12 protein-coding genes are annotated in these 13,246 nt (G+C 63.7%); 8 read left to right on the forward strand and 4 right to left on the reverse strand.

Annotated features, from left to right (window positions below; all coding sequences use genetic code 11):
* Positions 1-81 precede the first annotated feature (81 nt).
* Complete coding sequence (locus tag Q7O19_RS00860) at positions 82-1,239, reverse strand: cell wall metabolism sensor histidine kinase WalK (protein WP_303808080.1); 1,158 nt, start codon at positions 1,237-1,239, stop codon at positions 82-84.
* Positions 1,236-1,916 carry a phosphoglycolate phosphatase gene (gene gph, locus Q7O19_RS00865; protein WP_303808082.1) on the reverse strand — a complete coding sequence of 227 codons (681 nt, stop codon included), beginning with the start codon at positions 1,914-1,916 and terminating at the stop codon, positions 1,236-1,238. Before gph ends, Q7O19_RS00860 begins: the two co-directional genes overlap by 4 nt.
* Positions 1,917-2,020: 104 nt before the next feature.
* Between gph and glmU the strand changes: the two genes are divergently transcribed.
* Together glmU and glmS are read left to right on the forward strand one after the other, a co-directional pair.
* Positions 2,021-3,361, forward strand: coding sequence for a bifunctional UDP-N-acetylglucosamine diphosphorylase/glucosamine-1-phosphate N-acetyltransferase GlmU (gene glmU / locus Q7O19_RS00870; protein WP_303808084.1), 1,341 nt, complete (start codon positions 2,021-2,023; stop codon positions 3,359-3,361).
* A 2-nt stretch (positions 3,362-3,363) separates the two neighbouring features.
* Positions 3,364-5,187, forward strand: coding sequence for a glutamine--fructose-6-phosphate transaminase (isomerizing) (gene glmS / locus Q7O19_RS00875; protein WP_303808086.1), 1,824 nt, complete (start codon positions 3,364-3,366; stop codon positions 5,185-5,187).
* Between the two features lies 1 nt (position 5,188).
* Here the strand turns inward: glmS and msrA are convergent, their stop codons facing one another.
* The gene (gene msrA, locus Q7O19_RS00880) at positions 5,189-5,725 is read right to left on the reverse strand and encodes a peptide-methionine (S)-S-oxide reductase MsrA (protein WP_303780991.1); all 537 of its coding nucleotides are present in this window, start codon (positions 5,723-5,725) and stop codon (positions 5,189-5,191) included.
* 140 nt (positions 5,726-5,865) lie between these two features.
* On the opposite strand from msrA, the gene Q7O19_RS00885 reads away from it, so the two are divergent.
* The 6 genes from Q7O19_RS00885 to glnA all read left to right on the forward strand — a co-directional run bounded on the left by Q7O19_RS00885 (position 5,866) and on the right by glnA (position 11,015).
* Positions 5,866-6,270, forward strand: coding sequence for an autoinducer binding domain-containing protein (locus Q7O19_RS00885; RefSeq protein ID WP_303808088.1), 405 nt, complete (start codon positions 5,866-5,868; stop codon positions 6,268-6,270).
* Positions 6,270-6,623 (forward strand): response regulator transcription factor, encoded by a 354-nt coding sequence (locus tag Q7O19_RS00890; RefSeq protein WP_303808089.1) that lies wholly within the window; start codon positions 6,270-6,272, stop codon positions 6,621-6,623. Before Q7O19_RS00885 ends, Q7O19_RS00890 begins: the two co-directional genes overlap by 1 nt.
* Before the next feature lie 61 nt (positions 6,624-6,684).
* A complete protein-coding gene (locus tag Q7O19_RS00895) occupies positions 6,685-8,322 on the forward strand; it encodes an MFS transporter (RefSeq protein ID WP_303808091.1) in 1,638 nt (545 codons plus the stop codon).
* Entirely contained in the window at positions 8,319-9,089 is a 771-nt protein-coding gene (locus Q7O19_RS00900) for an SDR family oxidoreductase (protein ID WP_303808093.1), read from the forward strand. Before Q7O19_RS00895 ends, Q7O19_RS00900 begins: the two co-directional genes overlap by 4 nt.
* Positions 9,090-9,227: 138 nt before the next feature.
* A complete protein-coding gene (locus Q7O19_RS00905; protein WP_017667505.1) occupies positions 9,228-9,566 on the forward strand; it encodes a P-II family nitrogen regulator in 339 nt (112 codons plus the stop codon).
* A 39-nt stretch (positions 9,567-9,605) separates the two neighbouring features.
* A complete protein-coding gene (gene glnA, locus Q7O19_RS00910) occupies positions 9,606-11,015 on the forward strand; it encodes a type I glutamate--ammonia ligase (RefSeq protein WP_303808094.1) in 1,410 nt (469 codons plus the stop codon).
* Positions 11,016-11,313: 298 nt separating this feature from the next.
* On the opposite strand, the gene Q7O19_RS00915 is transcribed toward glnA, so the two are convergent.
* The gene (locus Q7O19_RS00915; RefSeq protein WP_303808096.1) at positions 11,314-12,657 is read right to left on the reverse strand and encodes an ammonium transporter; all 1,344 of its coding nucleotides are present in this window, start codon (positions 12,655-12,657) and stop codon (positions 11,314-11,316) included.
* Positions 12,658-13,246: the final 589 nt, after the last annotated feature.

Consider the following 13,246-nt stretch of genomic DNA (forward strand, 5'->3'; position numbering starts at 1 on the left):
GCTGGGAGGGCCTTTATGACCGTCGGATGTGGGCCATATGACGATTTAGTGACATTTTTATTACGTCGCCTGTGGATGGTTTCAGGCAATCGGCAGGGTGAACGACACGCTTGTGCCCTCGCCCAGCCGGCTGTCGATCTCCAGCCGGCCGCGATGCCGTTCCACGATATGCTTGACGATGGCCAGCCCCAGCCCAGTGCCGCCAAGCGTGCGGCTGCGCTGGGAATCAACGCGGTAGAAACGCTCAGTCAGCCGCGGCAGATGCTCGGGCGCGATGCCATCACCTTCATCGGCGACCGTCACCTTTACGCTGCCGCCCGGCGAAGTGGCGGCAATGGCCAGGCTGACCCGGATCGGGGTGCCACTGCGGCCATATTTCAGCGCGTTGGAGATAAGATTGTAGAGCACCTGCAGCACCTGGTCGCGATCGGCGGTCACGCGCGGCAGCTCGTAGGGTTCGTCGATGAGAAGGGCGCGGCTATCGCCTTCCAGCCGCATGGCCAGCGTGCTGCCCACTTCGGCCACCAGGCCCTTCAGGTCGAGCGGCTGGGTGGGGCGCACGAACTTGTCGAGCTCGATGCGCGACAGGCTCATCAGATCGTCGATCAGGCGGCGCATGCGATCGGCTTCGGTGGCCATGATGGTGAGGAAACGCTGGCGCGCCGGTTCATCCTCGGCCGCCGGGCCCTGCAATGTTTCGATGAAGCCGGCCAGCGTGGCCAGCGGGGTACGCAATTCGTGGCTGGCATTGGCGACGAAATCGACGCGCATGCGCTCGGTCACCTTGGACTGGGTGATGTCATCCAGCAGCACCAGGCAGCGGATCGGGTCGTCATCGGCGCCATCCCCCACCACGCGCAGGCGGAAACTGCGGTTGCCGCTGCCAAGACCAGCCAGTTCACGGTCTTCGGCCGTCTGCCCGGCCATCACCGCTTCCACGGCATCGAGCAGCGCCGGGTGGCGTACTGTCAGCCGCAGATCACTGCCGACGATCCGGTTGCCGAACAGGGCGCGGGCGGCCGCATTGGCGGCCTCCACCAGCGGGCCACGGGTAAGAAGCGCCGCATCGTTTAGGCTTTCGATGTGGATACGGTCAGGCGATGACGGCGGCGGTGGCAGCGGTGGCGGTGCGGGGGGAAGCACCGGCGGCCCCGGATCGGGCGCACTCATGCGGCCGAGCACGAAACCCAGCAACAGCGCAGCAAGCACCGCCAGTGCCAGTTCCAGCGCCCCGCTCAACGCGCCAGTCCCCGTCCAAGGCCCCTGAGCGCCGGCAGCAACGCATCATAATGATCGATCACCGCGTCGCCGCCCAGTTCATGCGCCGGCCGACCGGTGTAACCGAAGCTGACTAGCACGATTCCCAGGCCGGCATTGCGCGCCGCACCCACATCGGTGGCGGAATCGCCCACGAACGCCGCATCATCCGCCGCGCCGCCCGCCGCTGCCAGCGTCGCAAAGACATGGCCGGCATCGGGTTTGGGCCGTTCGACACTGGTGGCCCCGATCACGGCAGCAAAGCGTCCCTGCCAGCCGAGCGCATCGACCAGCACCCGGGCAAGATGGGTGGGCTTGTTGGTGCAGATGGAGAGCAGACAGCCGGCATCGGCCAGCGCATCCAGCGCTGCGTCCACGCCATCGAATGGGCGGGAATCATTGGCGATGTTGGCGGCATAATGTGCCAAGAACAGCGGCATCGACGGTTCGACCAGGTGCAGCGCCGGATCGCCAGTGGCAGCCAGCCCGCGCGTCACCAGCGCCCGTGCACCGTGGCCAACCAGGTGGCGCACACCGTCCACCGGCAGCGGCGGCCGGCCATGGGCGGCCAGCACATGGTTCATCGCGCCGGCGAGATCGGGGGCGGTATCGACGAGCGTGCCGTCGAGATCGAACAGGATGGATCGGGGCAAAGTCACGAACGGAAAATCATGCACTTCTATTGTTTCAGCACTGCTACAGGCGTTGCGCCGGGTGGCGGCACTTTTCAACCCCCAGCCGTTATGGCAGGGCTGCTGATGTGATGTCCACTGCCCCCTTTGCCGCCATCATTCTTGCCGCCGGCATGGGCACGCGCATGAAATCGGCTCGCCACAAGGTGTTGCACACCATCGCCGGCAAGCCGATGCTGCGCCACCTGACCGACAGCCTGGCAATACTCAATCCGGCCCGCACGGTGGTCGTGGTCGGCGCGTTGAAGGAACAGGTTGAAGCCGAAGTCGTCGGCAAGGCAGATGTGGTCGTGCAGCAGCCGCAGCATGGCACCGGTCATGCCGTTTTGCAGGCGCGCGCCGCACTGGCTGGTTTCGACGGCAAGATAATGGTGCTCTATGGTGACGCGCCACTGGTGCCGGCGGCGACCATGCAGCGCTTGCTGGATGCCCTCACCGAAGACGTGGCGGTAGCGGTGCTGGGCTTTCGCCCGGCCGAACCGGGTGCCTATGGCCGCGTGATCGCGGAAGCTGGCGCGATCCGGAAAATGGTCGAATACAAGGACGCGACGCTTGCCGAACGCGCCGAGACCTTGTGCAATTCAGGCCTGATGGCAGTGCGTGCCGCCGATCTGTTCCCGCTGCTCGCCCGCGTCACCAACAACAATGCCGCGGGCGAATATTATCTACCCGACGTGGCGGGCCTGGCGTTGGGCGATGGCCGCGCCTGCGTGGTGATCGAGACCGCCGCCGATGAAGTCGCCGGGGCCAACAGCCGCGCCGAATTGGCAGGGCTGGAAGCGATTTTCCAGAACCGCCGCCGCGCCGAGCTGATGGCCGCCGGCGTTTCCATGCAGGCGCCCGAAACCGTTTTCCTGTGCGCCGATACCAAGATTGCCGCCGATGTGGAGATCGAGCCCTTCGTGGTGTTCGGCCCCGGCGTGACGATCGCAAGCGGCGCCCGCATCCGCGCCCACAGCCATATCGAAGGCGCGACCATCGGCGAGGGCTGCGAAATCGGCCCGTTCGCCCGCCTGCGGCCCGGCACGGTTCTTGGCAAGGGCGCCAAGATCGGCAATTTCGTCGAAACCAAAAAGGCCGTGCTGGGCGACGGCGCCAAGGCCAATCACCTCACCTATCTGGGCGATGTGACCGTGGGGGCCAAGGCCAATATCGGCGCCGGCACCATCACCTGCAACTATGATGGTTTCTTCAAATATCAGACGGTGATTGGCGTCGGCGCCTTCATCGGATCGAACAGTGCGCTGGTGGCGCCGGTGACGATCGGCGATGGCGCCATTGTCGCTGCCGGCAGCACCGTCACCCGCAACGTGAGCGGCGATGCGCTGGCGCTGGTGCGCCCCGAACAGAGCGAGAAGACCGGCTGGGCGGCGCGGTTCCGCACGCTCCAGTCGGCGAAAAAGGGCAAGTAACCATGTGCGGCATCATCGGGATTGTTTCAGGTGAGCCGGTGGCGGATCGGCTGGTCGATGGCCTCAGGCGGCTGGAATATCGCGGCTATGACAGCGCGGGCATCGCCACGATCCATAATGGTGTGATGGACCGCCGCCGCGCGCCCGGCAAGCTGGCCAACCTGGCCCGCGAACTTGTGCTTGATCCCCTGCCCGGCAGCATCGGCATCGCCCACACCCGCTGGGCCACTCATGGCGCACCAACCCGCGACAATGCCCACCCGCATGCCACCGAAAATGTCTGCCTGGTCCACAACGGCATCATCGAGAATTTCAAGGCGCTGCGCGCCGAAGTGCTGGCCGCCGGGCGCACGTTGAGCAGCGACACCGATACCGAAGTCGTCGCCCACCTGCTGGAGCTGGCGCTGGCCGGCGGTGCCACGCCGGATGCGGCGGTGGCGGCAACGCTCAAGCGGCTGCACGGGGCCTTCAGCTTTGCCATATTGTTCCGCAATCACCGCGGCGTCATCTACGGTGCCCGGCGTGGCTCGCCGCTGGTGGTCGGCCGCGGCGACGGTGAAATGTTCCTCGGTTCCGACGCGCTTGGCCTGGCCCCCTTCACCAACCGCATTGCCTATCTGGAAGAAGGCGATTGGGTGCGGCTGACCACTGACAGCGTCGCCATGTTTGACGCCAATGATCTGCCTGTGCAGCGCGCCTTTATCACCTCGTCGGCCAGTGCCGCGGTGATCGAGAAAGGCAACCACCGCCATTATATGGAAAAGGAAATCCACGAGCAGCCGATCGTGGTGGCGCAAACATTGGGCGCCTATCTCGACCCACTGGCGGAAACCGTCGCCCTGCCCGGACTGCCATTCGATCTCGCCAATGTGAAGCGCGTCCAGATCGTGGCATGCGGCACGGCACTGCTTGCCGGCCATGTCGCCAGTTACTGGCTGGAACAACTGGCCCGGGTGCCGGTCAGCATCGAGAACGCCTCGGAATATCGCTACCGCGACCCGGTTTATGAGGATGGCGGCCTGTGCCTGTTCATCAGCCAGTCCGGCGAGACCGCCGACACGCTGGCCGCGCTGCGCCATGCGCTGGCTGGCGGGCAGATGGTGGCCGCCGTCATAAATGTCGCCACCTCGACAATGGCGCGCGAAACGCAGTTGCTGCTGCCCACCCACGCCGGCCCGGAAGTTGGCGTTGCGTCTACCAAGGCCTTCACCTGCCAGCTTGCCGTTTTGGCCGCCTTCGCCATCGCGCTGGCCAAGGCCAAGGGGCGCGTGGATGCGGCCGAAGAAGCCCGCCTCGTCCATCTGCTCACCGAAGTGCCGGCGGCGATGAACAATGCGCTGAAGTGCGAAGACGCGATTGCGGCGCTGGCCCCCACCTTGGCCAAGGCACGCGACATTCTCTATATCGGCCGCGGTCCGGATTATCCGATGGCGCTGGAAGGCGCGCTGAAGCTGAAGGAAATTTCCTATATCCACGCCGAGGGTTATGCCGCCGGCGAGTTGAAGCACGGCCCGATCGCGCTGATCGATGAACATGTACCGGTAATCGTCATTGCACCCAGCGGTCCGCGCTTTGAAAAGACCGTCTCCAACATGCAGGAAGTGATGGCGCGCGGCGGTCAGGTGGTGCTGCTGTCTGATGCAGAAGGCGTGGCGACCCACGGTCAAGGTACGATGACGGCGGTGACGCTGCCGGCCGTCGATCCGTTCATCAGCCCTCTGGTCACCGCCATTCCGGTGCAGTTGCTGGCCTATCACGTCGCCTTGGCCAAGGGCACGGATGTGGATCAACCGCGCAACTTGGCCAAGTCGGTGACCGTGGAGTGAGTTACCGGCCCTTCAGCCGGGCTGCATAACCCTTGCGGAACTTGGCCAGTTTCGGGCCGACCACAGCAACGCAATAGCCGTTCTTGGTGCCATTGTTCTCGAAATAGCGCTGGTGATAGGCTTCAGCCGGCCACCACGGCGCGTTCGGCTCGATCGTCGTCACGATCGGATTGTCCCAGCTTGCTTGGTTGCGGGCGATGGCAGCTTCGGCTTCGCCGGCCTGCACACCGTTCTGTGGGAAGATCGCCGAACGATACTGGGTGCCGATATCGCCGCCCTGCCGGTTCAGCGTGGTCGGATCATGGGTGTGGAAGAAGATGTCGAGCAGTTCGGCATAGCTGATGATGTCCGCATCATAAACAATGCGCACGGCTTCGGCATGGCCGGTGGTGCCGCTGCACACCTGTTCATAGTTGGGCATGTCCTTGTGGCCGCCGATATAGCCAGATTCAACCGCTTCGATGCCCTTCAGTTCATTGAAAACTGCTTCGGTGCACCAGAAACAGCCGCCGGCAATGATGGCGATATCATGCGTCATATATACCTCGTTGTCTAAGTCTTGTGTTGATTCTATAGTGATCTGTAGGTGGTGGGGCACCCGAGATAAGCCCGGCTGAAGAGCGGGGCAAGGCAATCGCGCGCGGGCAGGGCGTCGCATGATGGTGCACGGGGGCGTGTGTGAGCAGTTTCCAGGATGTCCAGACGTTTGTGCGCGCCGTGCGCACCGCGCCCAGCCTGACCGACATCGGTCTGGTGCTGAAGGATGCCACGCGCGCCTTTCAGTTCGACCATTTCGCGCTGGCGCAACGAATCAACGCGCCCAACCGGCTTGGACCGGTGCGGCTCACCGATTTTCCCGATCACTGGGTCGACAATCTGGTGCCAAGCGGCCGCGTCGCCGATGATCCGGTGCTGCTGGCCTGTGAACGCAGCGTCACTCCCTTTACCTGGAGCAGGCTTGATAGCATCATGCCGCTGTCCAGCCGCCACAAGGCCTACATGACCCAGGCGCGCGCCGCCGGGCTTGCAGAGGGCTATACCGTGCCGATTCATGTGCCCGGCCAGGCCTCGTCAGCTTCGTGATGGCCCAAGGCCGCGAACTGCCGTCGGACACGCTGCCAGCGGCACAATATCTGGCCTGCTTTGCGTTTGGAGCCGCACGCCGGTTGAAGCTGCAACTGGAAGGCAATGATCCTTCCGAAGGGCCAAAGCTCACCCAGCGCCAGCTCGATTGCCTGGTGTTGGCGGCGCGCGGCAAGTCCAACTGGGTGGCGGGCCAGTTGCTCGGCCTGTCGGGCGGCACGGTCCACAAATATCTTGAGGCCGCCAAGACGCGCTATGGCGTTGCCACCCGCACCGAACTGGTGGTGCGCGCCTTGTTCGATGGCCAGCTTTCCTTTGCCGATGTGATGGGTGACAGCCGCCGGGACGGCTGATAAGCCTTTGCGCTGAAATGGGGTCGCAGACGCCCCGGCAGCCTTGGGGTGAGCACAGCGCATGGCCGAACACGACAACGATGCTGAGACCGGAAAGCCGGTTCCACCGGTCGGCGGTCCTTATGCCTGGTATGTGTTGGCGCTGCTCGTCCTAGTGTATGTGATGAACTTCATTGATCGGCAGATCCTGTCGATCCTGGCTGAAGACATCAAGCGCGACCTCGATCTCACCGATGCCCAGTTGGGCTTCCTCTATGGCACGGCCTTTGCGGTGTTCTACGCGTTGTTCGGGGTGCCGATCGGCCGGCTGGCGGATAACTGGGTGCGCACACGACTGCTGGCGCTTGGCCTCACCCTGTGGTCAGGGATGACGGCGATGTCGGGCCTCGCCGGCAGCTTCACCCAGCTTTCGCTCGCCCGCATTGGCGTTGGTGTCGGTGAAGCTGCGGCCGGCCCGTCGGCCTATTCGATGATTTCCGATTGGTTCCCCAAGGCCCGTCGCGCCACCGCCATCTCCATTTATGCCGCCGGCCTGTATCTCGGCGGCGGCGTTTCGCTGCTGATCGGCGCAGTGGTGGTGAAGGGCTGGAACACGGCCTATCCCGGTGGTGGCCCGCTGGGCTTGGTCGGCTGGCAGGCGGCGTTCATGGCCGTGGGCATCCCCGGACTGTTGCTGGCCTTGTGGGTGGCGACCCTCATCGAACCGATCCGCGGCCGCGCAGATGGCCTGCCGCCGCCCGTACCGATGCCGGGCAAGACGATAATCCGCAATTTCCTCGCCGATCTAGCCAGCGTCATCCCGCCGCTCACCCTCATCAACATGGCGCTGCTCGGTCGCCGTGCGCTGATGGAAAATGTCGCCGTGCTGGCCATGGTTGCCGGACTGGTGGCGACGCTGGTGCATTTCACGGGCGAGATCCCGCAGTTCCTTGCCGTTGGCACTGGCCTGTATGCCGTGCTCAGCTGGGCGCAATCGATCAAGCGCCGCGACAAGCCGACCTATGAGATGATCTGGGGCACGCCGGCCTTCGTGCTCACTATCCTGGGCTTCGGTTCGATCAGTTTCGTCGGCTATTCGGTCGGCTTCTGGGCAGCCCCCTATGCCTTGCGCACCTTTGCTGAACCGATGCTGGCCAGCGGGGGCCCAATCCCCTGGTATGCCACCAAGGAGTCGGTGGCCTTCATCCTGGGCGGCGGCGGCGCACTGGGCGGCTTTGTCGGCACCATCCTTGGCGGCGTGCTGGGCGATTGGGCCAAGAAGCGCCATCCTTCCGGGCGCATCATGGTGGGTGCGCTGGCCACGTTGGTGCCAGCGCCGTTCATCTGGATGCAGTATACGACCAGCGATTTGGCGATCTTCTTCCTGTGCTTTGCGCCCACCACCGTTTTTGGTTCCATGTATGTCGGTGTGGCAGCCGCCACGACGCAGGATCTGGTGATGCCGCGCATGCGCGGTGCGGCAACAGCCACCTTCTTCATCGGCACCACGCTGTTCGGGCTGGGCCTGGGGCCGTGGTTCACCGGCTTTGTGTCGAAGGTCAGCGGCAGCCTTGGCACCGGGGTGCTGGCGTTGCTGTTGATGGCCCCCTTCACCATCATTTGCCTCTATTTCGTCTACCGCCTGCTGCCCAAGGCCGAAGCCACTCGGCTCGATCGCGCCCGCGCCGCCGGCGAAATCATCGGAGCCTCTGCCACGTGAAGATCGAATCCCTGTTCAGCGTCGCCGGCAAGACCGCCGTCGTCACCGGCGGCAGCCGCGGCATCGGCGAGATGATCGCCCGCGCGCTGATCGAGAACGGCGCCAGCGTGATCATCACCAGCCGCAAAATCAGTGATTGCGAAGGCCTCGCCGCCCAGCTCGGCCCGGCCTGCACCGCCATCCCGGCCGATCTCAGCCAGATGGCCGAGATCGAGCGGTTTGCCGCCGCCGTCGCCGCTGTCACGCCCAAGGTCGACATCTTGTTCAACAACGCCGGCGCCTCGTGGGGGGCCGAGTTTGACGCGTTCCCGGAAGCCGGCTGGGACAAGGTGATGGACATCAATGTGAAGTCCGTCTTCTTCCTCACCCAGAAACTGGCGCCGCTGATCGAGGCCGCCGCCGGCCCTGGCAATCTGGCCAAGGTGATCAACATCGGCTCGATCGATGGCCAGCATGTTTCTGATCTGGAAACCTACAGCTATGCCGCGTCCAAGGCCGGCGTGCTGCACATGACGCGAATGATGGCCAAATTCCTGGCCAAGCGGCACATCAGCGTGAACGCCATCGCACCGGGGTTTTTCCCCTCCAAGATGACCGCCGGCATCGCCGAGGAGTTCCGCGAGGCCTTCCGCGCCGCCACGCCGATGCAGCGCTGGGGCACGCCGGACGACATGGCCGGCGTGGCGCTTTTCCTGTCGAGCCGGGCCAGCGATTTCCTGTGCGGCAGCGTCGTCACCGTTGATGGCGGATATGCCACGACGGTGTGATTCCGGTGTGGAAATCGGCAGCATATGGGGAGAATACCGGTAGCGCGGCCATGCCAAAAAGCGCATTGAAATCCCGTTGAGCCGCTGGTTGTTGCACTGCGGCGCGGGTGGCTGTGCCATCACAGGCGAGGGTTGATCGTGAAAAAGATCGAAGCTGTCATCAAGCCGTTCAAGCTAGATGAAGTGAAGGAAGCGCTGCATGAAGTGGGCGTGTCCGGGATCACCGTCACCGAAGCCAAGGGGTTCGGCCGCCAGAAAGGCCACACGGAACTGTATCGCGGCGCCGAATATGTGGTGGATTTCCTGCCCAAGGTGAAACTGGAGGTTGTCGTGGACGATGACCAGGTGGAACGGGTGGTGGACGCCATCACCAACGCAGCACGCACCGGCCGTATCGGCGATGGCAAGATTTTCGTGTCCCCCATCGAAATGGCCGTGCGCATCCGCACCGGCGAGCGCGACAGCGACGCGATCTGAATTTTTTAGCCAACCAAGAAGAAGACAAGGGAAGATCCGATGACCACGGCTGCTGACATTCTGGCGATGATCAAGGAAAAGGAGATCGAGTGGGTCGATCTGCGCTTCACCGATCCCAAGGGCAAGTGGCAGCACCTGACCATGGTGTCGGGCGTGATCGACGAAGACATGCTCAACGACGGTTTCATGTTCGACGGCTCGTCCATCGCCGGCTGGAAGGCGATCAACGAAAGCGACATGATCCTGATGCCGGATCTGGATGCGACCTACATCGATCCGTTTTCGGCCACCCCGATGATGATCCTGGTGTGCGACATCGTCGAGCCGTCGACCGGCCAGCTTTATGGCCGCGATCCGCGCTCCACCGCCAAGCGCGGCGAAGCGTACCTCAAGGCCAGCGGCATCGGCGACACCGTCTATGTCGGCCCGGAAGCCGAATTCTTCGTTTTCGACGATGTGCGCTTTGGCCTGGGTTACAACGAAGGCTTCTTCCACCTCGACGATATCGAACTGCCGACCAACAGCGGCCGTAGTTACGAGCAGGGCAACATGGCCCACCGGCCGCGCGCCAAGGGTGGCTATTTCCCCTGCGCCCCGGTGGACAGCGCAGTCGATCTGCGCGCCGAGATGGTCGCCACCATGCTGGAAATGGGCCTGCCCTGCGACAAGCATCACCACGAAGTCGCCAGCGCTCAGCACGAACTGGGCCTGACCTTCGGCAAGTTGGTCGAAACGGCCGATCGCATGCAAGTGTACAAGTACGTCGTGCACCAGGTCGCCCATGCCTATGGCAAGACCGCGACCTTCATGCCCAAGCCGATCAAGGACGACAACGGCAGCGGCATGCACACCCACCTGTCGATCTGGAACGGCAAGACCCCGCTGTTCGCTGGTGACCAGTACGCCGGCCTTTCGGAGATGGCGCTGTTCTTCATCGGCGGCATCATCAAGCACGCCAAGGCCTGCAACGCCTTCACCAACCCCGGCACCAACAGCTACAAGCGCTTGGTGCCCGGTTTCGAAGCCCCGGTGCTACTGGCCTATTCCAGCCGCAACCGTTCGGCCTCGTGCCGCATTCCGTACGGCACCGGAACCAAGTCCAAGCGCGTCGAAGTGCGCTTCCCGGATGCGCTGGCCAATCCGTATCTGGCCTATACCGCGCTGCTGATGGCGGGCCTTGATGGCATCGAAAACCGCATCCACCCCGGCCCGGCCATGGACAAGAACCTGTACGACCTGCCGCCGCGCGAACTGAAGAAGGTGCCGACTGTTTGCGCCTCGCTGCGTGAAGCGTTGGCTGCTCTGGACAAGAGCCGCGCCGTGTTCACCAAGGGCGGCGTGTTCACCGACGACCAGATCGATTCCTATATCGAATTGAAGATGGAAGAGGTGATGCGGTGGGAGATGACGCCGGCGCCGGTTGAATTCGACATGTACTACAGCGCGTAAATCGCAACCGGGCGCGCAAATGGCGACAGCTATTTGCCGAACCCGGCAAGATCTGACGGCGAACGAAAAAGGCGGCCCCCATAGGCCGCCTTTTTTGATTCGTCCGACAGCGTGGCTCCGCTACGCACTTCCATGCCTTCTACCTTGATCGCCCAAACAGACTCGGCGGCTTTGCCGCCGGCCGCACCCTTCCCGCAGGCTCGCGCTTCAGGGCCAAGCGCAAACCGGCTTCGACAAGCTCAGCCTGAGCGGGTGCTGCAACAAAAGGGCAAAAGGGCGGGCGACGTCCCGGCTCAACTCACGGATTATACGCGCGCTCGCCATGCTCGCCCAGATCGAGCCCCTCGCGCTCCACGTCGCTGCTCACACGCAGCCCCGTCACAGCCTTGGCAAGGTACACCGCCACCACAGTCCCAACGGTCGCCCAGACGATCGTAGTCCCAACGGCGGCAAGCTGAACGCCGATCTGGCCAGCCATGTCGAAATCCGCAGCCCCTTGCCCGCCCAGCGCCGGCGAGGTGACAACGCCGGTGCCGACTGCACCAACAATGCCGCCAACGCCGTGGATGCCGAAGGCATCGAGCGAATCGTCATAGCCGAAGCGCGGCTTCAGCGTGGTCACGGCGGCGTAGCAGACCGCTGACGCCGTGGCGCCGAGCAGGATGGCGCCCATCGGACCAGCAAGGCCGGCCGCCGGAGTGACGGCCACCAAGCCAGCGATGATGCCCGACGCCAGGCCCAGCGCCGACGGTTTGTGACCGGCCAACTTCTCCACCGCCAGCCAAGCCAGCGCACCGGAGGCCGTGGCCACAAACGTGTTGATCATTGCCAGCGCTGCCGAGCCATTGGCTTCCAGCGCCGAGCCGGCGTTGAACCCGAACCAGCCGACCCACAGCATGCCGGTGCCGACCAAGGTGAGCGTCAAGGAATGCGGCGCCATGATTTCCCGGCCATAACCGATGCGCTTACCGAGGATGATCGCGGCGACCAGCGCCGACACGCCGGCATTGATATGGACAACGGTGCCACCGGCAAAATCGAGCGCACCCATGGTGAAGAACAGGCCCGACGAGGCCCACACCATGTGCGCGATCGGCAGATAGACGATCGGCAACCACACCAGCGTGAAGATCAGCACGGCCGAGAACTTGACGCGCTCCACCACCGAACCGAGCACGAGGCTGACGGTGATGGCTGCAACGGTCATCTGGAAGCAGACGAAGACAAATTCGGGGATGACAACACCAGCGGTAAAGGTCGCCGCGGTAGACGTCGGTGTGATGCCAGCCAGGAACAGCCTATCAAGGCCGCCAATGAACGGCTTCAGCGCACCGACAGCTTCGGGCCCGAAGGTCAGCGAATAGCCGAACACCACCCACATCAGCATGGCCAAGCAGGTGGCGGCGCCGATCTGCGTCATGGTGGAAAGCATGTTCTTGGTGCGGGTGAGGCCGCCGTAGAACAGCTGCAGCCCGGGCAGGATCATCAGCAGCACCAGCAAGGTGGAGACCATCATCCACGCGGTGTCGCCCTTGTCGGGAACCGGCGCTGCGTCAGCAGCCAAGACGGGCGTGGCCAGCAATAGGGCAGGCAGCAGGGCGGCAGCGGCACGCTTGGCCGAACCCGGCAAACTGTCGAACATCCTCATTTTTCCCTCTGCACTCAAACTCTGACGGGCGCCTGTCAGATAAAGCGTTCAGACGTTTGCTGAACCATGGTCAAGGCGACCGGCGATAGTGGCAAAATGGCGGTGGCGGCATTCATGCAGAAGATGCAGCGGCCGGCTCGCTCCGGTCCAAAGTGCCGCCGGCTGGCTGCGGGTGACGAATCACGCTCCACCCATCCAGAACGAGGATGGCGCGCCTTTTTGTGCAGCGCACCATTCCCATGTGGCCGCTGAACCATTTCCTTGATTCCAAACAACCCACGTTAAACATTAAAAAAATGGGCCGGAACCTGAGTTCCGGCCCTAGTAAATCCTTGGGGAGGATCGCCATATTGGCAAGGCCCGTGTGCACCGCACAATGTTACAGAACAATGCGCGAAATGGCGTACGGCCAAAAAAAATTGTCGCACCCGGTCAAACAGGCCTAGCCGCTGGCGGCCCGCGCGGCTGCGCCCTATACAGTGCCCATGTCCGATCTGTTCGCTGCCACGCAAAGCTCCGCCGATTATGATGCCAGCCATATCGAGGTGCTGGAGGGGCTCGAGCCCGTCCGCCGCCGCCCCGG

Source organism: Sandarakinorhabdus limnophila DSM 17366 (assembly GCF_945882885.1).
Taxonomy (GTDB): Bacteria; Pseudomonadota; Alphaproteobacteria; order Sphingomonadales; family Sphingomonadaceae; genus Sandarakinorhabdus; species Sandarakinorhabdus limnophila_A.